Origin of the sequence: Streptomyces sp. NPDC058257 (assembly GCF_042881845.1) — a bacterium.
In the GTDB taxonomy this organism is placed as follows: Bacteria; Actinomycetota; Actinomycetes; order Streptomycetales; family Streptomycetaceae; genus Streptomyces.
Genome location: NZ_JBHVXJ010000038.1, coordinates 1 through 24,102, shown reverse-complemented (window position 1 = coordinate 24,102; position 24,102 = coordinate 1). Strand labels below are relative to the sequence as shown.

Annotated in this window: 29 protein-coding genes; 5 read left to right on the top strand and 24 right to left on the bottom strand. The window is 71.3% G+C overall.

The window, feature by feature from the left end; translation table 11 throughout:
• Positions 1–15 precede the first annotated feature (15 nt).
• The 8 genes from ACFVXC_RS41535 to ACFVXC_RS41500 are packed head-to-tail and all read right to left on the bottom strand — an operon-like array spanning position 16 to position 2,498.
• The gene (locus ACFVXC_RS41535; protein ID WP_389916896.1) at positions 16–684 is read right to left on the bottom strand and encodes a hypothetical protein; all 669 of its coding nucleotides are present in this window, start codon (positions 682–684) and stop codon (positions 16–18) included.
• Positions 681–851, bottom strand: coding sequence for a hypothetical protein (locus ACFVXC_RS41530; protein WP_389916894.1), 171 nt, complete (start codon positions 849–851; stop codon positions 681–683). The genes ACFVXC_RS41535 and ACFVXC_RS41530 overlap by 4 nt, the downstream gene beginning before the upstream one ends.
• Positions 848–1,189 (bottom strand): hypothetical protein, encoded by a 342-nt coding sequence (locus ACFVXC_RS41525; RefSeq protein WP_389916892.1) that lies wholly within the window; start codon positions 1,187–1,189, stop codon positions 848–850. The genes ACFVXC_RS41530 and ACFVXC_RS41525 overlap by 4 nt, the downstream gene beginning before the upstream one ends.
• Entirely contained in the window at positions 1,186–1,497 is a 312-nt protein-coding gene (locus ACFVXC_RS41520) for a hypothetical protein (RefSeq protein ID WP_371558743.1), read from the bottom strand. Before ACFVXC_RS41520 ends, ACFVXC_RS41525 begins: the two co-directional genes overlap by 4 nt.
• The gene (locus tag ACFVXC_RS41515) at positions 1,494–1,862 is read right to left on the bottom strand and encodes a hypothetical protein (RefSeq protein ID WP_389916890.1); all 369 of its coding nucleotides are present in this window, start codon (positions 1,860–1,862) and stop codon (positions 1,494–1,496) included. The genes ACFVXC_RS41520 and ACFVXC_RS41515 overlap by 4 nt, the downstream gene beginning before the upstream one ends.
• Complete coding sequence (locus tag ACFVXC_RS41510; RefSeq protein ID WP_389916888.1) at positions 1,859–2,053, bottom strand: hypothetical protein; 195 nt, start codon at positions 2,051–2,053, stop codon at positions 1,859–1,861. Before ACFVXC_RS41510 ends, ACFVXC_RS41515 begins: the two co-directional genes overlap by 4 nt.
• Positions 2,050–2,193 carry a hypothetical protein gene (locus ACFVXC_RS41505; RefSeq protein ID WP_389916886.1) on the bottom strand — a complete coding sequence of 48 codons (144 nt, stop codon included), beginning with the start codon at positions 2,191–2,193 and terminating at the stop codon, positions 2,050–2,052. The genes ACFVXC_RS41510 and ACFVXC_RS41505 overlap by 4 nt, the downstream gene beginning before the upstream one ends.
• Complete coding sequence (locus ACFVXC_RS41500; RefSeq protein WP_389916884.1) at positions 2,190–2,498, bottom strand: hypothetical protein; 309 nt, start codon at positions 2,496–2,498, stop codon at positions 2,190–2,192. The genes ACFVXC_RS41505 and ACFVXC_RS41500 overlap by 4 nt, the downstream gene beginning before the upstream one ends.
• A gap of 214 nt (positions 2,499–2,712) precedes the next feature.
• Between ACFVXC_RS41500 and ACFVXC_RS41495 the strand changes: the two genes are divergently transcribed.
• The 4 genes from ACFVXC_RS41495 to ACFVXC_RS41480 all read left to right on the top strand — a co-directional run bounded on the left by ACFVXC_RS41495 (position 2,713) and on the right by ACFVXC_RS41480 (position 8,006).
• Entirely contained in the window at positions 2,713–2,931 is a 219-nt protein-coding gene (locus ACFVXC_RS41495) for a hypothetical protein (protein ID WP_389916882.1), read from the top strand.
• Positions 2,932–3,000: 69 nt separating this feature from the next.
• Positions 3,001–5,217 carry a hypothetical protein gene (locus ACFVXC_RS41490; RefSeq protein ID WP_389916880.1) on the top strand — a complete coding sequence of 739 codons (2,217 nt, stop codon included), beginning with the start codon at positions 3,001–3,003 and terminating at the stop codon, positions 5,215–5,217.
• A gap of 288 nt (positions 5,218–5,505) precedes the next feature.
• A complete protein-coding gene (locus ACFVXC_RS41485; protein WP_389916878.1) occupies positions 5,506–7,188 on the top strand; it encodes a type IV secretory system conjugative DNA transfer family protein in 1,683 nt (560 codons plus the stop codon).
• The gene (locus ACFVXC_RS41480; protein ID WP_389916876.1) at positions 7,188–8,006 is read left to right on the top strand and encodes a hypothetical protein; all 819 of its coding nucleotides are present in this window, start codon (positions 7,188–7,190) and stop codon (positions 8,004–8,006) included. Before ACFVXC_RS41485 ends, ACFVXC_RS41480 begins: the two co-directional genes overlap by 1 nt.
• A gap of 70 nt (positions 8,007–8,076) precedes the next feature.
• Here the strand turns inward: ACFVXC_RS41480 and ACFVXC_RS41475 are convergent, their stop codons facing one another.
• The 10 genes from ACFVXC_RS41475 to ACFVXC_RS41430 all read right to left on the bottom strand — a co-directional run bounded on the left by ACFVXC_RS41475 (position 8,077) and on the right by ACFVXC_RS41430 (position 19,687).
• Positions 8,077–8,454: a hypothetical protein gene (locus ACFVXC_RS41475; protein ID WP_266646751.1), complete on the bottom strand. Its 378-nt coding sequence runs from the start codon at positions 8,452–8,454 to the stop codon at positions 8,077–8,079.
• Between the two features lie 73 nt (positions 8,455–8,527).
• Entirely contained in the window at positions 8,528–13,732 is a 5,205-nt protein-coding gene (gene mobF / locus ACFVXC_RS41470) for a MobF family relaxase (RefSeq protein ID WP_389916874.1), read from the bottom strand.
• A 487-nt stretch (positions 13,733–14,219) separates the two neighbouring features.
• Complete coding sequence (locus tag ACFVXC_RS41465) at positions 14,220–15,113, bottom strand: hypothetical protein (RefSeq protein ID WP_389916872.1); 894 nt, start codon at positions 15,111–15,113, stop codon at positions 14,220–14,222.
• Between the two features lie 71 nt (positions 15,114–15,184).
• A complete protein-coding gene (locus ACFVXC_RS41460) occupies positions 15,185–15,703 on the bottom strand; it encodes a hypothetical protein (protein WP_389916870.1) in 519 nt (172 codons plus the stop codon).
• A 35-nt stretch (positions 15,704–15,738) separates the two neighbouring features.
• Positions 15,739–16,026, bottom strand: a complete 288-nt coding sequence (locus tag ACFVXC_RS41455) for a hypothetical protein (RefSeq protein WP_389916868.1) — start codon at positions 16,024–16,026, stop codon at positions 15,739–15,741.
• A 2-nt stretch (positions 16,027–16,028) separates the two neighbouring features.
• Complete coding sequence (locus tag ACFVXC_RS41450; protein WP_389916866.1) at positions 16,029–16,430, bottom strand: hypothetical protein; 402 nt, start codon at positions 16,428–16,430, stop codon at positions 16,029–16,031.
• The gene (locus ACFVXC_RS41445; RefSeq protein ID WP_389916864.1) at positions 16,423–17,640 is read right to left on the bottom strand and encodes a hypothetical protein; all 1,218 of its coding nucleotides are present in this window, start codon (positions 17,638–17,640) and stop codon (positions 16,423–16,425) included. Before ACFVXC_RS41445 ends, ACFVXC_RS41450 begins: the two co-directional genes overlap by 8 nt.
• Positions 17,641–17,718: 78 nt before the next feature.
• Complete coding sequence (locus ACFVXC_RS41440; RefSeq protein WP_389916862.1) at positions 17,719–18,846, bottom strand: hypothetical protein; 1,128 nt, start codon at positions 18,844–18,846, stop codon at positions 17,719–17,721.
• Positions 18,847–18,858: 12 nt separating this feature from the next.
• Positions 18,859–19,443: a hypothetical protein gene (locus ACFVXC_RS41435; protein WP_389916860.1), complete on the bottom strand. Its 585-nt coding sequence runs from the start codon at positions 19,441–19,443 to the stop codon at positions 18,859–18,861.
• A 70-nt stretch (positions 19,444–19,513) separates the two neighbouring features.
• A complete protein-coding gene (locus tag ACFVXC_RS41430) occupies positions 19,514–19,687 on the bottom strand; it encodes a hypothetical protein (RefSeq protein WP_389916858.1) in 174 nt (57 codons plus the stop codon).
• Between the two features lie 713 nt (positions 19,688–20,400).
• Here ACFVXC_RS41430 and ACFVXC_RS41425 point away from each other — a divergent pair.
• Positions 20,401–20,859, top strand: a complete 459-nt coding sequence (locus ACFVXC_RS41425; protein ID WP_389916856.1) for a hypothetical protein — start codon at positions 20,401–20,403, stop codon at positions 20,857–20,859.
• A gap of 1 nt (position 20,860) precedes the next feature.
• Here the strand turns inward: ACFVXC_RS41425 and ACFVXC_RS41420 are convergent, their stop codons facing one another.
• From ACFVXC_RS41420 to ACFVXC_RS41395, 6 genes are all read right to left on the bottom strand, one after another.
• Positions 20,861–21,523 carry a recombinase family protein gene (locus tag ACFVXC_RS41420; RefSeq protein WP_389916854.1) on the bottom strand — a complete coding sequence of 221 codons (663 nt, stop codon included), beginning with the start codon at positions 21,521–21,523 and terminating at the stop codon, positions 20,861–20,863.
• Between the two features lie 193 nt (positions 21,524–21,716).
• Positions 21,717–21,983 (bottom strand): hypothetical protein, encoded by a 267-nt coding sequence (locus ACFVXC_RS41415; protein WP_389916852.1) that lies wholly within the window; start codon positions 21,981–21,983, stop codon positions 21,717–21,719.
• On the bottom strand, positions 21,980–22,279 hold the full coding sequence (locus ACFVXC_RS41410) for a hypothetical protein (protein ID WP_371558765.1): 300 nt from the start codon (positions 22,277–22,279) through the stop codon (positions 21,980–21,982). Before ACFVXC_RS41410 ends, ACFVXC_RS41415 begins: the two co-directional genes overlap by 4 nt.
• Before the next feature lie 38 nt (positions 22,280–22,317).
• Entirely contained in the window at positions 22,318–22,722 is a 405-nt protein-coding gene (locus tag ACFVXC_RS41405) for a hypothetical protein (RefSeq protein ID WP_389916850.1), read from the bottom strand.
• Positions 22,723–22,840: 118 nt separating this feature from the next.
• The gene (locus ACFVXC_RS41400) at positions 22,841–23,248 is read right to left on the bottom strand and encodes an RNase adapter RapZ (protein ID WP_362606070.1); all 408 of its coding nucleotides are present in this window, start codon (positions 23,246–23,248) and stop codon (positions 22,841–22,843) included.
• A gap of 273 nt (positions 23,249–23,521) precedes the next feature.
• A partial coding sequence (locus ACFVXC_RS41395) for a hypothetical protein (protein WP_389916848.1) occupies positions 23,522–24,102 on the bottom strand: 581 nt, incomplete at its 5' end.

The following is a 24,102-nucleotide window of genomic DNA, read 5'->3' as shown; positions in this document are numbered from 1 at the left end:
TTCGCCCGGCCATCCTCACGCGTGGTCACGCCTGCTGTCAGCGGTGTGACCAGGGAGTTCGGGCAGTCCGGCCTTGGTGAGAGCGGCCGGGTCGTACGTGATCGGGTCGAGCTGTGCGCGGTGCTCGACGGCGGCGGCGAGCGTGAGTCCGTACGCCAACGCCTGCGCCTTGGCGTCGCGGTCGATGACGGCGGTCGCCACGGTGGTGGCGCTGTCGAGCCGGGCGAGCGCGAGCTCGTGGTCGCGGCTCTCGCGCAGCTGGCGGGCGGCCCGCCAGTGCCGGGAGGAGACGACGTACACCAGGACCGTGGCGACGAGCCAGAGCAGCATCGACAGGGCCCACGACTCGGTGTAGGCGGCGGGGCCGATGATGGCGAACGCCCCGCTGGCGGTGAACGCCACGGCGGTGGTGACGGCGTCGCTGTTGCGGTGGGCGGCCGAGACGCACGCGGCGGCGAACGATCCGGCGGCCAGGGCGATCATCAGCGCCATGTCGCCGACGCTGTTGGCGGCGCCCTGCTCGTGCCAGATCCTCGCCAGGATCAGCGCGGTCGAGGTGGTGATGACCGGCACGATCCTGCCGGAGTAGGCAATCAGCAGGGTCAGCCCGTCGTACTGGGGCTGCGGCGCGGGGGCCGGGAGGTGCTGGCTGTACCAGGCGGGGAGCTGGTCGGGGGGTGTCACGGCTGGGGCTCCGTCCGGGACGTCTCGTCGGTGTCGTTGGTGGGGTCGGTGTCGCCCGGGGCCGGGCCCGCCGTGGTGGCGGGCCCGGACTCGGTGTCCTCGTCGAACAGGCGGAGCTGGCGGCTTCCGCCGGCCATGTCCTCGGAGAACGGCTGGCGGGGAGTCACGGCTGGTGCCAGTAGTCGAGCTGGTAGGCGTGCAGGGCCAGCAGCGGGAGCACGGCGGACCCGGTCGCCCCGTCCTCGACCACCAGGTGGTCGCGGTCGAGCCAGTGGGTCAGGTACAGGACGGCGGGCAGGCCGGACTCGGCGGCCTCGGGCCTGCGGGTCCACACCTGGCCGATCTCCGCGAGGATCGACGGGTCGTGTTCGGCGACGGCGGCCTCGACGACCCGGTACGCGTCCTGCGGGGCAACGCGGTGCCAGAGCACGAGTCCGCGGGCGCGGCTCTCCATCCAGCGGTTGGCCTCGGTCTCGCTGCCGAGGAGGTCGGCGAGCGTCGTCACGCGAACACCCCCTTCGAGGTCGAGGTGCGGCGTTCACGCAGGAGCTGCCACCCGGAGTACGCCCCGGCGGCGAGCACCCACACGGCGAACGCGGTGGTGAACGCGGCGTACTTGACGCTGGTCACCACCGACTCGCCGAGCGGGGCCTGCAGCGGGCCCGTGAAGGCCAGGGCGGCTCCGTAGGCCAGTCCGGATACCAGGGCGACTCCCTGCGGGTCGAAACCGCGCTGCAGGGCCCACAGGGCGCCGAGGAGGGCCGCGAGCAGGGCGATTACGGCGGTGGCCTGTACTCGGTCGTCGTTCGTCACAGCGTCGTCTCCTTCTCCGGCATCGCGGTGTAGAGGCCGGACGGGGAGTCCGGGGCCTGCGTCTCCCGGGCGGCGAGCACGAGCCCGTTGCACAGGTAGACACAGGCGTCGTCGGCCCAGACCTCGACGGCCTTCATCCGGTCCGGCGCGGCGGCCGGCGGGCACGCCGGGAGGTGGGTGCAGCCCCGGCGGGCCTCGGCCAGCGCGGCGTTGCGCGCCGAGTCGGCCAGCTGCTTGTTGTCGGCCTTGGTCAGGCGCTGGCTGCGGACGGTGGCGACGACGTCCTCGACGACACCGACCGCGCCGAGGGTGACGCCGAACGCGTGGCTCACCCGGCCGATCAGGGGACGCAGGGGGTTCCTCACTGGGCACCCCCGGGCTTCATCAGCAGCTCGATCGTGAGCTCGTCGGCGACGAGCGCGCGGCTGACCTCGGCGTCGCTGTAGCCGTCGAGGTGCAGCTCATGCGCCGTACGGGCCATCTCGGCGGCCACGGAGACCACCTCGTCGCGTCCGTCGCGCTCGTGGGCGGTGGGACGCATGGGCAGGTTGCTCATCCCCGGCCCCCGATCTGGGAGACGGCGGCGGCGGCCTGGCCGTGGCGCTGCAGGTCCTCCAGCGCCTTGCGGGTCTGCTCCTCGGCGGCCCTGACCTGCGCGTCCCGCGCGTCGGCGGCGGCCTGCTCCTGGGGGCTCATGCGGCACGCCCCTGGGTGACGAGCAGGTCCTCGGCCTCGAAGCCGCGGCCGTCGTCCTGGCGCTCGATGTCGTCCATGACGTCGTCGAGGCCGGCGGTCGGGGCCGGGGCGGTGCACACGGTGCAGTCGATGGTGACGAGCTGGCCACCGATGACGACCTTGACGGACTCGAACCCGTCGCAGTTGTCGCAGGTGGGGCGGATGAAGCGACCCACGACGAGCACCCGGCGCCCGTTCGGCGCGGCGGTCGTGTCGGTGTTCACCTGCGTGGTCAGAACGCGGTTGGTCCTGGGAAGATGGCGCACTGGAGATCCCTCTCGGTGAGAACGGCAGGGGTGTCCGTGACCGGTTGGAGCTCGAACTCCGGCCGGTCCGAGAGGGTCGGGGCGGGAACCCCGACCCTCTCGCCATTCCAGTAAGCCCCATCGGAGCTACGTTGTCAACAACCTAGGTTCGTGACTTCCTAGCTTGTTAGCTGTATGCTCGTGTTCACTCACCGGCTAGCAACAGGAGGGGAAGATGGTGCTCGACGTGCTGGAACGACCACCGAGGAGCAGCAAAGTGCCCGATGAGCAGGCAGAACAGGACCCGAAGGCGGAGGACAAAGTCCTCATCAGCGGGCGGGTCCGGGCCTCGGTTCGGAAGCGGATGAAGGTCTACGCGGCCGAGCACGACGTGAACCTGCAGGACCTCCTCGACGCGGCGCTCGACGAGTACCTGGCTAAGAGAAACGCCTGATCAGAACGAAGAACGGCCCCAGCGGTGTAGGGACCGCCGAGGCCACGGCGCAGAGATATGGAGGTCTGTATGCGTCTGTCCCAGACTACGGCCGGAGAGCATCTGTCCTGGTCACAGGCAGCAGGAACTGGCCAGGGATTTGACTGGTCGTCGACTCTTGACCGTGCGGTGTCCGGCACCCCGCCCTGGGTCCTCACGGTTTCCGCCGCGGCCCTGGTCCTGGCGTGGCTGGGCATGGTCGCCCTGGCGGCCCGTACCGTCTGGCGCGCTGCCGAGCGGAACCGCAAGCGTGCGGCCGAGGAGCGGAAGGCTGCGGTCGAGGCCGGCCGGAAGCCGGAAGGCGGGCGGCCCTCGCTGCCCAAGCGGCTGTACGTCATGGCTCTGGCCTCGATGTCCGTCTCGCTGTACGGCATGTGGGGCTTCGCCCGGGAGACGGCCCAGCTCCCTGAACCGTTCGCGGTCGGGTTCCTCGCGGCGTTCGACCTGACGGAGCTGGTGCTGTTCACCCTGCTCTACAAGCGCGCTGACAAGGGCTGGACCACTCAGCTCCGGCTGATGCACAACCTGGCCTGGTGCCTGGTCGCCGTGTCCGCCACGGCCAACTTCATCCACGCGCCGAACGCGGCGAGCGCCCCGTTCATGGCGATCATGCCGGTCGTGGCGGCGGTCGTGATCGAGCTGGAGTTCCGGGCGGTCATGAAGGGGGCGGAGCTCCCCGACACCGAGGAGAAGCCCGGTCCGGGCAAGCTCATCGGGCTGCTGTGGACCAAGGGATGGGCCGCTCTGTTCGCGGGCCTCGACATCGACCCGGCCAGCAAGGGCGGGCAGGTCTACCGGGCGGCGCTGGCGAAGAAGGCCGGTAAGAAGCTGTTCCGGCTGCGGACGCTGCTGGAGACGCAGGCGAAGAACCTCACGGAGGGCCGGAAGGCCAAGCAGCGCCGCCTCGCTGCGGAGGTCAAGGAGCTGCAGCAGGCGCGCAAGGCGGCCACGACCTCCATGGCCCGTGCCGACTTCGCCGTGGACAGCAACCAGGCGCTCGCCGTACTGCGGGAGCTCGGCGGCTGGAGCGAGGTGGACGACGTCGCGGTGGTGGACTTCAAGAACCCCACGGAGGTCACGGAGCTGATGGAGCGGGTGGCCATCATGCCGGCGGCCAAGCGGATCGAGGCGGCCGCGCGCGCGGCGGAAGCGAACCAGGAAGCCGAGCGCGCGGAAGCTGCTCGGATCGAGGCCGAGGCCGCTCGGGTCGAGGCCGAGACTGCGCGGGAGCGCGCGGAAGAGGAGAAGCGCGCGGCAGTCGAGGAGAAGGCGGCGGCCCTCACCGCGCGGCAGGAAGCCGAGGAGGCACTCGCCAAGGCGGCCGAGGAGACCAAGGCAGCCAAGGCCGAGGCGGCCCGCGCGGAGGACGCTCGGCAGCGCGCGGAAGCTGCGCGGCAGCGCGCGGAATCCGAAATGACCGAGGAAGCGCAGAATGTCGCTCGCCTCGCCGAGAGGGCCGAGGAGGAGCAGAAGAAGCTCTCCGACGCGGCGAACGAGCTCGCCCGGGTGCAGGACCGGATCGCCGACGAGACCGACCGGCGCAACAAGGCGGCGGCCGAGGTGACCTCGATCCGTGAGGAGCTGCAGCGCCTGGTGAACGAGCGGGAGTCCGTGAAGGACACGACCCGCGCCAGCACCGAGGAGGCCCAGCGGGCGGCCGGAGAGGTCCAGCGCCTGCAGGCGGCTCTCGCCAAGGCGCAGGAGACGGCGCGCGAGCACACCACGGCGGCCGAAAAGGCTGCTGACCTGCGGCGTCAGGCTGAGGAGAACCAGCGCCTGGCGGCCGAGGCTGCGGCCCGTACGCAGGCTGAGGCGGCCGAGGCGCAGGCCCTGCTCGACTCGATCCGCCCGCAGTTGGCGGACCGGCTCGGCGGGCAGGCCGAGGCGGCGGCCCTCGCGGCGGCGCCGGCCTTCCGCAGTGAGGCGAAGCAGACCGGATGGGAGCTCTACCTGGAGGCGGTGACGGCGGGCCAGGAGCCCCCGACCGCTGCCCAGCTCGCCCAGACCTGCGGGGTCGCCGAGGGCAACGCACGCAACTGGATCATCGACTTCAAGGAGAAGCGGGCCGCGATGATCGCCAACGGCGGCGCGCGGCAGGCTGACGGCTCAACCGAGCGCTCGGAAAGCTCCCGCGCGGCGGCGAGCAGCGCGCGGCAGGAGCCGAGCGACTACCGCGCAGACGGTCACGAGCGTGCTGAGGATGCCGCGCAGACCCGGCCGATCAACGGCCAGCGTCAGCCGGTCTGACCTTCCCGCCGGACGGGCCCGCTCGGAATTGATGGCCCGTCAGGCAGGAAGCGCGGACTTTATCCACAGGACCGGCCTTCAAGAATTCGATCAACGGGGATCATCCGAGCCCCGCAGGCCGGGAACCGAGCGCTGCCGAGCGGCTCCCAGCAATAAACGAGCAGAGGGGTGTCCGACCCCCCGCATACGGTGCGAAGCAGGTCACCGGATCAGTCGGACAACGCCCCCGGGGGGCGATGGCAGCGCTGATCCCCGGGGACCCAAGTCACGACAACGGAGGAACCCCGCATGATGTCCCACACGCAGATCACGGCTATGGAGCTGGCGGCCTCGTCGCCCGCCCCCGGCCTCCCGGGCAGCGACACCACCACGGACCCGGCCATCTTCGACTTCCTGAACCACTTCAACGACTTCGTCTATGGTCCCGGCGGGGCCGTCGTCGGCGTCGCCGCGGTGGCAGGCATCGCCACTCTGGCGGCCGTCTGGAAGGCGTACGCGCCCCGGCCCGGCTTCGCCTCCAAGCGGGAGATCCGCGACGAGATGTCCGCCAAGCACGCCCGGGAGATGGTCAAGCAGACCCGCCCCAGCCTGGAAGGACGCGAGAAGAAGGTCCCCACCACGGCGTACGCGGTGCCCCTCGGGCGCCTGCGCTCCGGCGGCCTGCCCGCCGGCATCTGGGGCACCCCGGAGAACAACTACCTGATCCTGGCCCCGTCGAGGCAGGGCAAGAGCATCATCCTGAACTCGATGATCTACCGGTGGGACGGCGCGGTCGTACACACGTCGTCCAAGGTCAACGACCACCTGGCCACCAAGTCGATGCGTGAGCAGCTCGGGCCCGTGTGGGTCTGGGACCCGCTGGGCCTGTCCGGCGGGAAGAACACGTTCCGCTGGGACCCGATCCGCGGGTGCGAGGTGCGCGAGGTGGCCATCCAGCGGGCCGCCTACTTGCTGTACGGCTCCCGCAGCGGCTCCGACTCGGGCTCGGGCGTGGACGCGTTCTTCAAGTCGACGGCCTGCGAGGTGCTCGCGCGCTTCATGCACGCGGCCGCCCTCGGCGGGAAGACCATGATGGACGTCTACTCGTGGTCGCAGAACCGCGGTGACCAGACGGCGGCGAACATCCTGCTCTCGGCCGGTTCGCAGGACTGGGCGAACCTCCTGGTCCAGCGGCAGACGGTCGTGCAGGGCACGGGTGACGGCATCTTCACCACGCTGTCCTCCGCGCTCGGCTGGATGGCCAACCCCCGGGTGGCCGAGACGGTCCTGCCGGGCCCCGGCGAGCACTTCGACGCCGAGACCTTCCTGCTCAACAAGGGCACCCTCTACATGATCGGCAACGACAAGCCGGGCAGCACGGTCGCCCCGCTGTTCGTGATGTTCGCCGACTACCTGCGGTCGGTGACGGTCGACCTGGGCAACAAGAACGGCACCGGCCGGATGGACCCGCCCTGCCTGTGGGCCCTGGACGAGATCGCCAACCTGATCCCGCTGCCGGTGGACAAGTGGATGCCGGACTCCGGCGGCCGGGGAATCACGCTGGTCATCGTCATTCAGTCCCGTGCCCAGCTGTTCGACGTGTGGGGCGAGCAGCGCGGCCGGATCATCTGGGACGACGCCAACGTCCGCATCTTCCTGCGGGGCATCGGCGACACGCAGGTCCGCAAGGACATCAGCGACATGTGCGGCACCTACGAGAAGCAGCGCAAGACCACCACCACCAGGAACGGGGAGAACTCGGTCTCGACGGTGACCGAGGAGAAGCCGGTCATCACGCCGGGACAGGTGTTCAAGCTGGGCAAGCGCCAGTCCCTGATCATCTTCGCCGGTTGCTCGCCCGTGATCACGCACATCAAGCCGCTGTGGAAGCGGCGCGACGTCAAGAAGCTGGCCAAGGCCAACCTGCCCAGCCAGCGCAAGGGCGGCACCGGCACGGGCGCCGGCGTCACGATGACGAAGGGAAGCCGCTGATGGCGGGGGAGATCGGCGGCGGCCTCGCCGGGCAGGTCTTCGCCCTGGCCAAGGACCTGGCCAAGGTCGAGAAGGACGTCGAGGCGCTGGACGAGAGCAAGGGCGATGTGCGTACCGCGCTCGCCCAGCTCGGGAGCGTGCAGGACGCGCTCGACCACCTGGAGGAGCGGACCGGTGGCCTGCAGGAGCAGGTGCAGGCCCTGGCCCCGCTCCGGTCGGGCCTGGATGCCCTGTCCAAGACGGTCAAGCAGATCGGGGAGGACCTCAAGGCCCTGGCGGCCGAACCGGCCGAGGAGAAGCTCGCGGTCTGGAACTGGTCGCTTGACCAGGGCATGGACCGTGAGGAGGCGGGGGAAGCCTGGGACGTCCTGATCAAGTGGGTCCGCTACGAGCTGCAGTACGGGTACGGCTGGGTCGGGTGGAAGTCGGGCGCGTTCGCGGGCAACAACCCGATGCCCGGCTCCCCGACCGACCCGGACCGCATCCCGCCGTGCTGGTACCGGCACCGGGATGCCGTACGGGAGATGGGCTGGCTGTGCCAGGAGTGGATCAAGATTTACCGCACGTCGTACGGCACCCCGTCCCGCGCGGGGGACTGGCACGACCGGTACGCGCCCGGCGTCAAGCGTCGCCTGATCAGCGCGCTGAGCAAGTGCGTCGAGGCCAAGGTCCACCAGGACGATCCCTGGGAGAACAACCCGGAGCTGCCCACGGCTCCGCGTGCGATCGACGACGACGCGGTCCTGTCCGGCTTCCTGAGCTGGGAGCTGCAGAACCGCCGGGAGGCGCCCGCCCCCGGCCCTGTGGCGGCCTCGTAGCCGCACGGACGACAAGAGCCCCCGACACGTACGTGTCGGGGGCTCTGTGCTGTCTCTACGGCCTTTCCGGCTACGTCTCCCACGGTGCCCAAAGGCCGTCCGACCCGATGGTCCACGCCAGGGTGTTCTCCACCCCGGTCACGTAGCCGCGGCCCTTCTCCTGGGCGACCTCTCGGAGTTCGGGCTCGGCGATCCCGCCCTGCATCGCCTCGTGTGCCCTGTACTGCTCACGCTTGGCATCGGTGCCGGTGACGGGGCGGCCGAGAGGCGTCTTACTGACCGGCGGTTTCTCGGTGCGGCCGGCGGCCCACTCCAGCGCGGCGAGCAGGCCCTTGTCGTATCCGTCGTGCTTGTTGCTGCTGTAGCCGTTCGCCGTGACGTGCTCGATCATCCTGACGAGCTCGTGCTCCGGCCGCAGCTGGGGCGGCGTCCACTGTGCGGTGCTCAACTCGGCTCACCTCCTGGTCGGTTGAGGGTAAGGGCCGGGACGGGCGCCCGGCCAGCAGGCGCTACGGGCCGTGTCAGTAGCTGATGATCGGGCCCTGGTCCTGCTGGATCTGCGGCGCGGCCTCGACCTCGACCTCGCGGGTACGGCTGACCTCGGCCTGCTCGGCGCGGGCCGCGTCGTCGGCCTCGGCGGTCCGGTTGCTCTCCGCCATGCGGTTGGCGATCTCGGCGAGCGCACCGTGCGCCTTGTCGAGGTCCTCCTGCAGGTCGGCCAGCTGGGCCGGGAGCTGCTGCTGAGAGGCGGTCAGGCGCTGGGCCTCGCGCTGGTTCTCCTGCTCCGGCCCGGCCTGCGTCGCCTCCGTCTCCGCCTCGGGGGCGCGGTCCGCACCCTGCTGCACGTACATCTGCTCGTAGAGCTCGCGCAGCTGGTCCTCCTGCGTCGGCCCGGACACCGCCGGCGCCAGCTCCTGCTCCGGGGACTCCGGCTGCAGCTCGGCCTCGACGTCCTGCTCGGCCTCGGCCTGGACGTCCTGCTCGGGACGCTCCTCGGTGGTCTCGCCCTCGATCTCCCAGTTGATCTCCGGGGCCTGGTCGAGGTCGTACTCCGGCTCGGCCTCGCGGGAGGCCGTGGCCTGCTCGCGCAGCTGCTGCTCGTACGCGGCGAGCGCGGCGTCCAGCTCGGGGCCGGGCCGGTAGGTGGTGACCCCGGTGGTCGCGGTGACCTCGGCGGTCTCCTCGGCCTGCGGTGCCTGCTCGGCCTCGGGGGCGTCGAGGGACTCCTCGGCCCGCCAGGTCTCGCCCTCCACCGTCCAGTCGATCTCCGGGGCCTGCTCGGCCTGCTCGGCCTCCGCGCGCCGGTCCTCGTGGTACGCGGCGGCCTCGGCGGCAAGCTCGTCCTGGACGCGCTGCTGCTCGTCCGGCTCGGCCAGCTGCTGCGCGACGTCGTCCAGCTCCGGCGCGGACTCCTCGAACCCGGGCACGTCGCCCCAGTCGACGTCCGGCGCCTGGTCGAGGTCGACGTCGTCCTCGACCTCGGGGGCCGCGCGGAACCGCTCCTCGTACGCGGCGAGCGCCTGGTCGAGCTCCTCCTGCTCGTCGTACGTGAGGGGGAGCTCCTCCTCGACGCTCTGCTCGGGGGCCTGGTCGAGGGTCTCGCCCTCCACCGTCCAGTCGATCTCCTCGGCGCGGTCGAGGTCGTACTCCGGCTCGGCGACGAGTTCCTCGTCGAGGATCTCCTCGACGTCCGGCTCCGCCTCGACCCGGTCGTCGGCGCCACGGCGGTCCAGCTCGTCGCGGGCGGCCTCGGCGGCCTCGCGGGCCGGCGCGGTCTCCTCGTACCAGGCGGAGCGGGCCGCGTCGATCTGCTCCATGACCTCGACCCGGCCGGAGAGGTTGGCCACCAGGTCCTCGTAGCCGCGGGCCTGGGCCTCCAGCTCGGCGCGCTCGGCGGCGTCCGTGCACTGGTCGGCCTCGGCCTGGGCCAGGATCGCCTTCTCCTCGTAGCGCAGGACCATCTGGCGGGCCTCGGACAGCTCCTCGCCGTAGTGGGCCGGGGCCCAAGACTTCTCGCGCTCGTAGCGCTTGACCATCTCGCGCAGGGTGGCGTCACCCGTCCGCGCGAGGGTCTCCTGGTCCTCGGTGCGGCCGAGGGCGGAGTGCGCCGCCTCCCACGCGGCGCGCTGCTCGACCGCGCCCTTCGCCGGCAGGCGACCGATCGCCGTGTTCGGCGCGTCGATGCCGTACAGCTCGCGGTATCCCTCGATCGTGCCCGCGCGGCGGGCCCAATCGGCGCGGTCGAGGATGTCCTCGGGCACGGGGCCGAGGTGGCGGACTGCCCACTCCGGGGGCGCCTCGGTGAGCCGTTCACCGAGGACATCGCGCCGGGCGTCCATGGCCTCGGCCAGCTCGCGGGCGACCTCGCCCTCGATGCCGGGGATCTGCGGCGTGCGGTCGCACCAGTTGGGACCGACCGGCTCGTTCTCCGGCGTGCGGTCCTCCAGGACCATGTCGATACGCCAGTTGACCAGGGCCGGGACGTTGTCAGGCACGGGGTAGCTCATCGGGCGCATCCCGATGGCGCCGCCCAGCAGACGCTTCCCGTCGTGCCCGGCCAGCTCGGCCTCGCGGAGCTTGCGGTAGACCGTGCTGGGGTCGCCCGCCATGAGCTTCTTGTAGTGGTCTTCGCTGAGCATCTGCCGGAGCATCGGCTCGTACTGCTTGCGGGTGTGCTCGGTGACGTAGTCGTTCCAGCGCGGCTCCAGCGCCGGGATCGACTCGGCCCAGTCCTGCGACTCGCGCAGCTCCTGCAGCGCGGACAGCTCGCCCCCGTCACGTTCGACGGCGCTCTGGATCAGGGAAAAGGCGTCCTGGTCGAGGTTCTGCAGCCGGTGCTCGTCGCCGGGCACCTGGCACGCGGCAAACGCCCGGTTGTACCGCTGGGCACGGGTCAGGCCCGGGTAGACCTGCTGACGGCTCATGCCTTCCTCGACGAGCAGGTACCCGCCGTATCCGACCGTGCGGCCCTGAACTGCGTTCACGGTGCCCGCGTAGGCGAGCGCGACGTTCTCCTGGACGTAGTCCGCGGGCAGGCTGATGGTCCCGGCGAGTCGCTCGGTGCCGTCGTCGTTGCGGCCGGCCACCCGGGCGGCCATGAGCTGGCCGTCCTCACCGATGCCCGTCACGCGGTAGACCCGGCGGTTCAAAACCATCCGGCCCTCGGAGTCCTTGAGCTTGGCGTCGTTCTCCCTGGTCTGGATCAGGTCGCCGACACCGGCCCGGTTGTCGTCGACCAGAGGGAGGCCGGTCTCCTCGACGAGCCCGTACCGGACGAGCTCGGCGCGGATTTCCCTGCTGACCTCGGTGGCTCGGGTGTTGGTGGCGGTCATCACCACGGACTCGCGGTCCGCCAGGGTGTCTGCGACGTACGCCTGGATCGTGGCCGCCTTCATCTCCTCCAGCGTGCCGCCCTGAATCCGTCCATGCAGGTCATAGACCTCCAGCGCGCTGACATCACCACGGCGCAGGGCCAGGCTCGCCTTCGCCTCCCACTCGCGCACCGTGCCGTCCGGCTCCTTGAACCGGCGGACGTTGCTGAGGCTGTAGTGCGGGCCGTCCTCAACCATCGTGCGCAGCAGGCCGCCCGCCTCGGGGGACTGCAGCTGCTGCTGGTCGCCGATCGGGACCAGCTTGGCTCCGACCTCTTCACACATGTCGGAAATTCGGGTGATGTGGTCGGTGGAAGTCATGCCGGCCTCGTCGAGCACCACCAGGTCACCCGCGCGCAGACGGAACGTCTCGACGTCCTCTCGACTGCCGAGGCCCTTCGCGTACACGTCGAGGAAGCGGGTCGTATTGGTCCGGATCTCGATGCCCTCTTCGCCGAGAACCTCGGCTGCCACCTGGGACGGGCCGAGGCCGATCACTCGGCCTCCGGTGTGCTCCTGCCACGCCTTGGCGATGACGCCGGTCGCGTAGCTCTTGCCCGCGCCGGCGGGACCTTCGACCACGCTGATCCGCTTGCTGTCTCCGAGGACTCCGCGGACGACGTCGGCCTGGTCGGCGGTGACGCCGGAGGACTTCACCACCTGGTCGAGGGCGGGCGGGGACAGGCAGGGGGCGCCGGTCTGGTGGGCGCGGGAAGCGACGCGCTGCTCGTCGCTGAGGTGCTCCTCCAGCGAGAACTTCTCGGCGGACATGGCGCGCGGGGAGAACACCGAGCATCCGTCGCTCTCCCGGATGCGGGACGGCGCGTCGTCGATGATGGTCAGGCCGGAGGTCTGTACGACGCCGTACTGGCCGGACTTGAGGGCCTCGGTCGCCAGCTCGTTGGCGAGCGGCGCCAGCGGCACGTCGCGGGGGAGATTGTCACCGAGCGTGGTGTTGATCTGCTGGATGAGCTCGCTGCGGTCCCACGTCGCGCGCTTGGTCTGCAGGGCCTCCAGCGACTCCCGGATGACCTCCTCGCGGTCGAACGTGGGCGCGTCGACCTCGGCCATCCTCGTGTCGAACCCGACCCGCTCGGCCCGCTCCAGCGCACCGAGCAGACCCCCGTCGACCTTGTCCTCGGCGAGCCGGGTAGCGCGCTCGATCCTCGCCTCGGCGGACTGGTGCTCGCTCCGCTTCGGGTCGCGGGTGTCGAGTGTGGCGATCTCCTTGAGCCGCGTCTGCGTGTACGGGGAGGGCTCGCGGCCGTGGTCCTGGACATACTGCTCGTGCAGCTCCGCGTAACGGGCGTCGATCTCGTACGTGCGCTCCGACAGGGCGGCGAGCAGCTCGGGCTCGAACCCCTTGATCTCGCGGGCCATCCCGTCCGGGCGCATTTCGAACACGACGGGGAGCTCACGCTCGATGGCCTGCTCCATCGTCCGCTCGAACACGGCGGCCGCGGCCTCGCGGGCCTTGCTCACCGACTTCGAGTCGAGGGTCACGAAGTGCTCGTTCCCGTCCGCGTCGAGCACCTTGATTTTGTTGAGAACTGCCACATGCGCGTGCAGCTGCGGGTCACCCGCACGCGAGACCTCGTGAGTGAAGATCGCGGCGGTGAACCCCGTCGAGTCGAGGTACCGGCCGGTCGACGGGCGGTCGCCCTTCGCCTTGCCGTGGTACCCGACGCGGCCGAGGCCGGCCTCCTCCTGGAAGACCTTCATGGCTTCCGCGATGCCCTCGTTCATCGCGCCGCGGACCTTGGCCGCGTCCTCGTGACGACCGGCGGCCTCCAGCGCGGTGAGGTAGGTGGAGACCGACTTCTGCGCCGAGTAGGTGTGATCGAAGTACATGGCGGGGGAGTTCTGGCCCTTGCGCCGCTCCTCCCTCCGGATCTCCGTCACACGCTCCGGGTCGGCGGTCGGCTCCTTCGCCAGGCGGTCCTCGATCCGCTCCTCGACCGTGCGGTACGTGTACTGCTTCCGGCCCCGGCGGGCGGACGCCTCGGCGTCGTCCATGACCTTCTTGGCGGCGGTGCCGGTGATGCCGTTCTCGTCGATGTAGGACTTCGCGGCGGAGACGGCGGCCCGGTACTCCTCGGGGTGCGAGTGCTTCCCGAAGATCGCGCGGATGTCACGCTCGGTAGCGTTCTCGCCCTGCTCGACGCCCCACTCGGAGGTGCCGTTGCCGATCCACACGGCAAGCGGAGTGCCCTGTTCCGTGCCCTTGGCGTAGTAGCCCTCCGGGCCATCGAGGCCCGGCTCGACGTCGGCCTGATGCTCGCCCTGACAGCCCGATCCGGAGAGCAGGTAGTTGAGTCCTGCCTCTCCTCCGGAGATCGGCGTGATGCGCAGCATGGTCATGAGAGTACGTGATCGACGGCGCGAGCGACACCGACAAATTAAGAATGCCTAGGTGTGTTATGTAGTGAGGTTTGTAGTAGGGGGGATGAGAGTTGGAGAGGAGAGGGGTTTGTAGTGGCGTGAGCTGGATGGATGCGGATGGTTGAGGACGGCGGGAAGGGGGTTGGTTCTGAGATTCGGTAGGGATACGGGCTGCACTGTGACGGGGGCCTGGAGAGCGCGAGAGGGTGGCGCAGAGCGCCTCTCGCAAGACAGAGGCTCGACGGGCCCGCACGGGACCGGTACGCTCGCCAGAGACGACGTGAGGCCCGACCCCCGGACTGGGGGTCGGGCCTCGACTGTTACCACAAGTGATTTTCGGCGGCGCGGATTCTGCCGCGCGCTTCGCGCGCCGGCGCCGGGCTGCGCCCCATGCACATGGGTCAAACGCCCGGCCACGGACCCCCGGGGCCGGGCACGCGCGTCGCGACCCGGCGGCGGGTCAGTGACCCATGTGCATGGGGGAATCCCCGTCCTCGGCAGGCTCGGCCGGGCGGGGTGTAGGGACGGCCGCGCTAGGCTCGGCGGCGGGGGAGAGGGGTTCCGTTTCGGCGGCAGGCTCGTCCCCGCCGGGCTGCTCCTGGTCCTCCTCCCCGGGGAGGGTGAACGGCTCGCCGCACAGTCCGCAGATGATCGCCCCCTCCGCCAGGACCTTCGGCGTGACCGGGAACGCCCGGGGCTCGGGGAGGCACCCGCACGTCACCTTGACCCGCTTGCCGTTCGTCGAGCCGGGAGTCTCCGGCGCGTCCGGCGGCTCCTCCTCGGTGCCCTCCTCGTCGGCTCCGCCGAGGCCGGGAAGGGCGGCTCCGTCAAGCTGCCGGATGATCGCGGCGTACTTCCTGCGGGTCGCGTCGGTGAGCACCGCATTGGAGAAACCCAACGGCTTCTCCGACCTCCTCGGCGGCTCCAGTCCGGTCTCCCGGGCCAGCTGCGCGAACTCCTTGCGGTGCCACCGGGGGTCACCCTTGGAGGTGTCCTGGATCTTTCGAACATGGGCCAGCGCGTGGGCGGCCTCGTGCAGCAAGGTCTTGAGGACCTCCTCGCCCCCGTCGCGGACGGTCTCGCCCGCGACGAACAGCTCCGCCAGGCGCTGCTCCTCCTCGGCCACGGCCCACCGGTCGGCCCAGTGGTGCCCGCGGGTGACGTAGTGCCGGCGCTTGGGTGCGTCGGTCGACTTCCGCGGCTTCTCGGTCTGACGGCGCGGGACTCCGGTTCCGCTGATGAACAACACCGGAGGGAGGTCGGGGTGGTGCTTCTGGATCGCGGTCCAGCACTTCTCCAGCGCGGCGATCAGGCGGGTGCCCTCGCGGCCCGGGTCGGTCCTCGGGTCGGCCATATCGGCCTCCTTCCCCCATGTGCATGGGTTTTCATCATCGTACGGGCGGTGCCAACTGTTACCGGCTGGGCTCAGAAGAGGGCGTCCTGGACAGCGCCGGAGGGGTTACCCGCTGCAATCGCGGCAGCGATGGCGGCCTCGACGTCGGCGCCCGTCGCCTGGGCGGTGAGGATCGCGTCGCGGATGGCGACGGCCCGTCCGTCCGGGCCGCGCACGTCGCTGAGCGCGTGCCCGGCCCGGTGGGACCTCGCGTAGTAATCGCGGATGTTGTCGAGCCGTTCACCGGCCACCCAATGGGCGGCCAGCTGACAGCTCGACTCGTCGCACGTGTGGCGGACGACGTGACCCTCGGAGAGGGCGGCGGGGCCGTTGGCGATGACGTAGCCGAGGACGTGGGCGGTGACCACCCGGGAGGTGCCGACCTTCCTCGACCCGGCCCGCAGCTTGCCGTGCCCGGAGCTGCTGATCGCGCCGAGGAAGTACGCGCACCGGTCCGGGCCGCGGTCGTAGACCTTGGCCCGGTAGCGCTCGACGGTCGAGGCGTCCGTCGCCAGGGCGGCCCACGGCACGGGCGCCTGCTCCGTCGTCATCTCCGGCTCCTCCTCGACCTGGTGCTCGTCGTCCGCTACCCGTTGCGGGTCCGGCCGGTGCCGGCGCAGTGCCCGCACTGGCCGTTCCCGTCCGAGTGGGCGTTGCGGCACGTGGCCATCTCGCCCATGACCAGGGTGGTCAGCCACCCCAGTTGTCCGGGCTGCACGAGCGCCTGGTGCTGCTCGCCGGTCGCCGGGTCGGTGACCGTGACGGCCACGGTAGCGGTGCCCTCCGGGTCGGTGGGGTAGGTCTCGGCCAGCTCCTGCAGCGCGGCCGCGAACAGGCCGGCGGACTGCTCGGCGATCGGGTCGACGGTCGTCATGGTCACCATCCCCAGTGGTCGTACTCCTGGCGGACGTACGGGCGGTGGGACGGGTCCCACTCGATCGCGCCGGGTCCGTGCGGGCCTGCGTGGGTGTCGTGCTCGCGGTCGAACTTCGCCAGCTGGTGGGCCAGCTGTACCGCGTCGGTCAGGAACTCCTCGACCTCCGGGTGTGCGATCGACAGGCGGTCGGCCAGGGCCGCCCGGCGGAGCAGGAGCAGGCGCTCCTGGTGCTCGTCGACCTCGTACGGCTCGCCCTTGTGCCCGGCGACGCTGGCCTCGACCCGCAGGCGCTCGGAGATCCGGGTGATGGCGACGGTCTCCTGCAGGAGGTCCGGGGCGCCCATGTACGCGACTTCAGGCGACGGCGCGTCGAACCCCTCGCCGGTGATCGGGTCAGGCACTGAGGGTCTCCTCTTCGGTGGCGGTCTCGTCGAGCTGCTCGCGGAGCTTGCCCACGGCCTGGCGGCTGATGTGGGCCAGCTTGCCGAGGTCGGTGTCGCTGACGGCGGCCTTCCCCTCGTACCGCTCCTCCCACGAGAACGCGCGGTACAGGCGGGCGTAGACCGCGCTGCGGTTGGACTTCACGGCGGCCTCGGCGGCCGCGCGGGCCGCGCCATACGTCTCCAGCTCGGCCAGGACCTGCTTGCGGAGCTCCTCGCGGCGGTCCTGAGCCACGTACTTGGTGTTGCTCAGCAGCAGGATGCCCTCGGCGGCGGCGGCCGCGGCGGCCTTCTCCGGGATGGTCTCCAGCTCGGCGTTGGTGGTGTCCGCGGTGACGAGCGCGGGGTGGGCGGCGTGCCACTCGGCGGCGCTCATCGTCGGGCGGCCGGCGGCGGCCTTGCGGCGGTGCTCGTAGAGCCACGCACGGGTGCCGACGAGCGAGTCACGGTGGGCGTTGGGGTCGATGCCGAGGGCCTCGCCGATGGCGGGGTTGTGGTGCAGTCCGCACCGGTTGAGGTGCTCGGCCTCCTCGTCGAGGGCCTTGTCGTCGAGGGTGGCCCAACGGTCCTGGACGAGCTGGGGGAGTACGGAGACGGCCTCGGCCATGTTCACGAGCTCGGGGCGGCGGCCCTTCGGGGCGTGCTTGTGGCGGCTGCAAGCGGCCTGGATGTCCATGCCGGCGCTGGCGGCCTCCGCGCTCCAGTCGTACGTGTCCGTACCGGGGACGCGTTGCAGGTTCAGCAGCAGGGCCTCGGCGAGCGGGGCGACCTCGTGGGCGAACGCGTTGCCCTCCTCGACGGTGAGGAACGGGCGCTCGGCGACGTTGTGGTGGGAGTCGATCGTCCAGTGCAGGATCTCGGCGACCTTGAGCCAGTGGAACGGCGCCCACACACCCGAGGACGGCGGGAAGCGGTCGACGTTCGGGTCCCGGCGCACGCGCCAGTCGTCGCAGTAGAAGTAGAACTCTCCGGCGCGCGGGCCGGAGACGTGGAGCACGAGCTGCTGGTAGTGCCCGGCGCTGGCGTGGATGGCTCCATCGGCGTACCGGCCCTCGCTGTCGAGGTACTTGCGGGCCTTCTCGGCGTCGGGGATCGGGGGGACCTGGTCGGCGGTGGTCTCGATGACCGTGAGCTTCGGCGGCACGGTGACGGCCTCCTGAGTGTTCGTCATGCAACCAGGTTGCGGCCGATTCATGATCGACCGCAACCGGGTTGCGATGATTGACCGGAACTCGCCCGGTGGCCGGTTCTACTTCTTCCGGCCCTGCAGCTCCTGCAGCTCGCGGTTGGCGTCGCGGAGCTTCTCCTCGGCGTCGCGGGCGCGGTTCTCCTGGGTGCGGACCTCGTCGTACAGCTCGCCGTTCTTCGTCTCCAGCGCGGTGATGCGGCCGCCGGCGGTCTTGGCGTCCTCGCGGAGCCGGGTCACCTCGGCCCGCAGTTCGTCGGCCACGGACTGCGCGGCCTCGACCTTGGTCGTCGCGTCGGCGGCGGCCTGGCGGGCGGCCTGCTGCGCCTCCTCGACCTTGCCGTTCGCCTCGACCACACGGCCGTTGGCGGCCTCGACGTCCGCCAGGGCCTTGGCCTTCACGTCGCGGGCGCCGGCCTTCTCCTGCTCGACGACTCCCTCCATCTCCTTCACCCGGCGGTCGGCCTCGACCGTGGCCTTCCCGGCCTTCTCCTCGGCGTCCGCGACCTCGCGGGCAGTCCGCTCCTCGACCTCGGAGACCTTCGCCGCGGCGTCGGCGGCGGCCTGGGCGACCTGCTCGTCCCGCTGGCGCTCGGCCTCGGCGACGGCGGCGTCCGCCTCCTCCTGGATGCGGGCGACCTCGGCCTCGAACCGGGCCTTCGCCTCCTCCAGTTCGCGGATCGCCTCGTCCGCCGCTTCGTCGGCGTCGACCTTGGCCTGCTCGGCGTTCTTCGCCCGGCGCTCGGCGGCCTCGCGGCGGCCGCGCTCGGTGACGAGCTCCTGCTGGGCCTCGGCGATCCGGGCCTCCGCCCGGGTCTCGGCGGCGGCGACCTGGGCCTCGGCCGCGTCCGGGTCGGTGACCTGCTCCATGAGTTCGACGTACCGGGGGAGATGCTTCCCCAGATCACGGACGGCGTTGAGGACGGACTCGCGCACGAGCATCGCGGTCGCGGCCGCGCCGGTCACCGGTCGGTCGGTGTCCTCCTCCTGCGCCGGGGCGGCGGAGCCCGCGGGACGCCGGTTCTTGGCCGCGTACGCCGTGATGGCGTTGTGCTCCGGGTCGTCGCAGTACTTCGGCCGGGCCCCGCGCACCGTGGGGTCCTTCGGCACCCGCGTGCGGTGGCAGTCGGGGAACGCGCACTCGTCGGCCGGCTTCTCGGTGGTGGCCTGCTCGGCCTGCTGCTCGCTCATCTCGGGTGTCTCCTACTTGGTGGTGGGGAGGTCGGCGGCGCGGATGACCTGCTCCTGGCGAACGGTCCAGCCGGTGTACGGGTAACTGGGGTCGAGCGTCTCGTCGATGAGCTCCCCGTCCGCGTCCCAGCGCAGGACGGCGGGCTCGTCGGGGTCCTCATCCTCCCGGTACCGGGCCTCGGCGTACGCGCGGCCGGTCGCCTCGTCCTCGGCCGGGGTGGCGCCGGGGTCCTCGGCCCGGGTCACGAGCCAGACGGCCGGGCGCTGTTCGGCGGGGGAGCCCCACGCGCCGTACTCCTGGCGGATGTACGCGCGCAGGTCGGCGGTGGGGGAGCCGGGGCCGAGGACCTGCGGGGCGACGGGGCCGGCGGCCGTGCCGTGCGCCTGGTCGTGGGCGGCCAGCTTGAGCGCGGCGGAGAGGACCGACTGCACGGCCTTGCCGTCCGCCTCGGGAACGTCGAGCGTCTCGCGGTCGGCGAGCGCGGCCCGGCGCACGAGCCGCTCGCGGAGCGGGAGCTGGGCCATCGTCCGTACGAGCTCCTGGTGCTCCTCGTACAGGTCCGGGGCGGTGGCGTACGCGGTCGGGCGGTCGGTCATCTCGTCCTCCTGGTGGTCGCGGCGCTGGGGGAGACGCGGGGGCCGACCGGTGCCGACCCCCGCCGGGGCGTCAGTCCTGCGGGTCGCGCCGCTCGACGCCGCCCTCGCCGTCCGGCTGCCACACGTTGCTGTCGTAGACGACTCCGTCCACCACCAGGTCGTCGCCGATGACGTCGCGCCAGAAGTTGAAGTCCTCGTTGCTGCCCTGCTGTCCGGCCACCGTGCGCTCCTCGGTTCGGTCCATCTCGGTACCCCGATTCTAATGCATTGCAATGCATTACGTCAATCCAATGCATTGGATTGACGTAATGAAATGTATTGGATTGGAGGGGGAGAGAAGATCGTCACCGGCTCCGCCGTGGTCGCCGCGACGGCCTTGGGCGGTGGGTCCCCACGGCGCCCTGCCCACCACCGACGACACGCTCCTCGGCCACGACGAGACCGGCACCGACGCGGAGCGACCACACCGGCCGCCACCACATCGCGGCAGCAGCTGCTCCCCCTCAGCCACGGCCGGCGGTGCGTTCTCCTCACGCGCCCGTCATGCGCGACGGCGGGAGTACGGCGAGCGGCCCAACTCCGGCCGGGCTGACGGCGACCGGTCCGCCACCGACCCCCCTCCCTCCGCCGCTGGCCGTCTTTCACACCCCGAATCACCCGCAGTCGCGCACGCTGCAGGCCACGGAGGATTACGGAGCTCAGGCGCCCCACAGACGAGCCGCGGCCGTTGCTCGACGGTCACCTCGGCGGCGCTCGGCGCGGTAACAGTTACCGGCTCTGACCTGGGGAAGTTCTAAAAATCCGACCTCAAATGAGGGCCCGAAACCGGAAGGGCGGCGGGAGCAAGTTGGTACCGAAGGGGAGCTTCCGCAGGTCCTCCTCGACCGAGGGCGGACGGAGGAGGGAGAACCTGCCCAACTGCCCATGCGGGCCTGCCCGCTGTGCCAGGATCGCCGCATGATCGATCTGGGCGTACGTGTCGAGTTCTACGAGCAGGTGATCGAGGGCGAGCCCTCCAAGGGCTACCTCGGTCACGTCGACCGGACCGAGGGCTACCGCGCCGTGGCGGTGCCGGCGGTGGGCGAGCGCATCATGGCGGCGTCGTTGCGCGTCACCGAGCGCGAGCCGGAGGGCGAGCCGTGGGTGCCGTTGCCGGGTCCTGACCAACTGGTCGTGCGGTTCGTCGAGCACCACCTGGTCCCCGAGCGCGACGGGAAGGTCCCGGCCTGGTGGGACAGCTACGACGAGCCGGGCGCGACCGTGGTGGTCCACATCTCCTTGGGCACGTCGCGCGGCGGCGAGCTGATGCAGCGGATGGTCCGCCAGTTCGTCGCGGACGGCTGGGGGTGCACCGGTCCGGAGGGGTCGGAGCTGTGGGAGTACGGCCTGCAGGCGCGCGAGGAACTGCGCCGGTAGGTCAGTGGGCCGGGGCCTCGATCTGGCGCGGGAGGCGGCTGGCCCGGAGCTCCTGCAGGTCGGGGATGTGGTTGTAGAGGGTGCCGACCGACACCCCGAGCAGGCGCGCGATGCTGGCGACGCTGTTCTCCGGGTTCGGCAGCATGTCGCGGGCGGCCCGGATCAGCTCGACGTTGACCACGGTCGGGCGCCCGCCGGTCTTGCCCCGGGCCCGCGCGGCGGCCAGGCCCTCGTTGGTGCCGGCCACGATGAGCTCGCGGATGAACTCGGCGAGCGCGGCGAACACGTGGAAGATCAGGCGACCGCCGGGCGTCGTGGTGTCGAGGGCCTCGTGCAGGCTCTGGAAGCCGATGCCCCGGGCCCGGAGCTCGGCGACCATGTTCACCAGGTCCTGCAGCGACCGGCCGTAGCGGTCGAGGGACGGCACGACGAGCGTGTCACCTTCCGCGAGGAATGCGTGGCAGGCTTTGAGCTCGGGACGCTCGGCGTTCTTCCCCGACTTCTTGTCGGCGAAGATGCGGCGGCACCCGGCGGCGGTGAGACTGTCCATCTGGCGGTCGAGCAGCTGGCCCTTGGTCGAGACGCGGGCGTACCCGATCCTGATGTTCGTCAGGACGGCCGGAGCGGCTGCGAGCAGATCGTCGGGTTCGTAGAACGTCGTCACCCGCTGATCCTCTCAGAAAAGGGTCATCAGGGGGTTGTTGACGGTCCGGGTTGTTGACGGGGTTTTTGACGGCGCGTCGGGGTGATTCGGACCCTCGACCGGCACTCGTCAACAAACGATGGTTTTTTGACGTCGAACACGCACGAGCCCGCCACCACGGTGGCGGGCTCGTCGGCGTCCGTGGGACCGGTCGCTACGGTCCAGCGATCAGCCAGAGGATCAGGGCGGCGTCGAGATCCTGCGAGTAGCGGTACACCAAGCTGATCCCGCGGCCGCCGGTCTGCTCGGGCAGCAGCTCGACGACGTACGACTCGCTGCGCGGGTCGGCGTCCGGGAGGCCCCGGCCCTGCTCGGGGTCAGCTTCGAGCGCTCGGCGCACGGACTCGACGGCGGCCTGCTCGGACCGGCTCAGCTCGGCGCGGGCCTTGTCGGCGGCGTCGGAGTAGAAGGCGTGCGTCACCGGGCGCCGGCCTCCGTGAGCTTCCGCCGGAGCTCGTCCTCGACGTCGTCCGTCGTGCGGGCGAGTGCGGCCATGCCCTGGGCGTCGTACCGGAGCAGGACGCGGTGCCGGTACGCCTGGGTGAGCTCGCGCACCTTCGTGAGGTCGTCGAGGTCGAGGGCGTCGAGCTCCTCCTCGAACCGCTGGCGGTCGCCGGGGAACCCCCAGCTGCTGAGCGCCTCGCGCAGTTCGGCGAGCGTGCCCATGGGCGGGTTGAAGCCGGGCCGGTCGGCCTGGTGGTCGGGCTGTGCGGTCACGGTGACCTCCTCGTCGCTCTGGTGTCGACGCTACTCGTCTACCGCCCGGTGGCGGTACGGCCCGGCGGAATCCGCAGGCCCTGGTACCCCGGGCCGAGGCCGCGTCGCCGTGGTCGCCGGATCGGGGTCGGTGGTTCGACGGGCTGCTCCTGGTGCTCGTCGTCGTCGGGGCCGGCGGCCGCGTGTTCGCCGGGCGGGAGGTCGAGGCGTTCGCGGAGCTGGGCCAGCTGCTGCCCGATGGCGAGCATCGCCGCGGCGGCGTCGGGGTGAGCGGCGGCCAGGGCGAGCGCGGTGGTCTCCATGGCCTCGACCGCGTCCTCGACGGCGGCCGCGCTCCAGCTGGCCGGAGTGCTGGCGGCGTCGTGCAGTTCGCACGCGGCATCGGCCAGGGCCTCGGCTCGCTCGGCGACACCCGGCGCCGCGGTGGTGGGCAACAGGTCCATGACCTACTCAACGACGGTGACGGTCGGCTGGCTTCTCCCCTATATAGGGAGAGGCCCCGGCGGCGGGCAGCATCGGCCGGACGTCGCCCGCGCCGCCGGGGCGCTTCTCCAGTCTCCCCTACGCTGCGGCCTCGCCCGCGCCGGCGGGGAGGAGCTCCTCGTCGAGGTCGCGGTGCACGGCCTGGACGCGGAGCTCGTCGAGGTGGTCCATGTGCGCGGCGGCCCGGGAGGCAAGAACAGGTGCACGGTGCCTACCTCCCCCGCACCCGACCGCGATGGTCACGGTGGCGTCGTCGTCGGCCTGGGCGAGCAGCTGGTAGGCGGCGGTGACCATCGCGGCGAGCAGGGCCTGGGCGCCGGGCGTGCGCATCACGGCCCGCTGCACGCGGGGGTCGCGGGCGTCGAGGTCGCGCAGGGCGGGGTCGAGGTACGGGTCGGTGAGGTGACGGGCGTCGAACATCAGGGCACAGCTGGGCCGGGGCTTGCTGTGTCCGTAGCCGAAGCTCACGATTCGCAACTGGGGCATGGCTCTACGGTCGGGCCAACTCGGCTCCGGAACCAGGGACTTCGCCGTGTTGCCCGTTGCCTCTTTCCGGGTCCCGGCGGCCGCGGTTTCGGCGGTAGCCCAGCGGGCGGGCGATCACGGACGCGAGAATGGGCCCCCTGTGTCGAGGTCAACTCAGGGGGCCCTCAATGGTGTTCTTGCTGTTTCAGCTGCTCGGGCGCAAGTGGACGTGGCGGGTGATCGGCGCGTTCATGCTGTTCGCCCTGGTCGCTGGCTGCCTCCACAGCTGAGGCGTCAGGAGAGGCCGAAGTCGCTGGGGCGTCCGGCCGCGACGCGGGCGCCGGCCAGCTTGCCCTCGCTCGCGGCGACGGCCAGGGCGGCGGCCTGCTCGACCTCGGCGGCGTCGTGGCTGCCCGCGACGTCTCCACCGAGGAGCAGGACCTGGCGGCCGTCGAGCACGGCCTTGATCCACCCGGCGGGCGGCCTGGGGAGCGTGCCCGCGTAGAACTTCTCCCCGGTCGGCGTCAGGACGGCGAGCTGCAGGTCGCGGCCGTGGGGCTGGAACACTGCGACCCACTCGGCCAGCGGCTCGGCGTCGAGTTCGGCGGTCACGAGCTGGAAGCCGTTCTCCAGCAGGGCCTGCATGAAGACGTTGCGTGGCTCGGACCCGTACGTGCCGGAGTCGGTGTACGGCGTCATCACCATGCGGGCGACGAGCACGGGCGTGCCCTCGACGATGCCCGCGGCCATCGTCATGTCGAGTCCGTCCTCGGGCTGCACGAGCGCGGCCTCGGCCTCGGCGTTCAGCTCGATGATCCGCGACGGCGCACAGCGGTCGTGCACGAACCAGATGCCGCCGGCGCCCACGGGCCCCC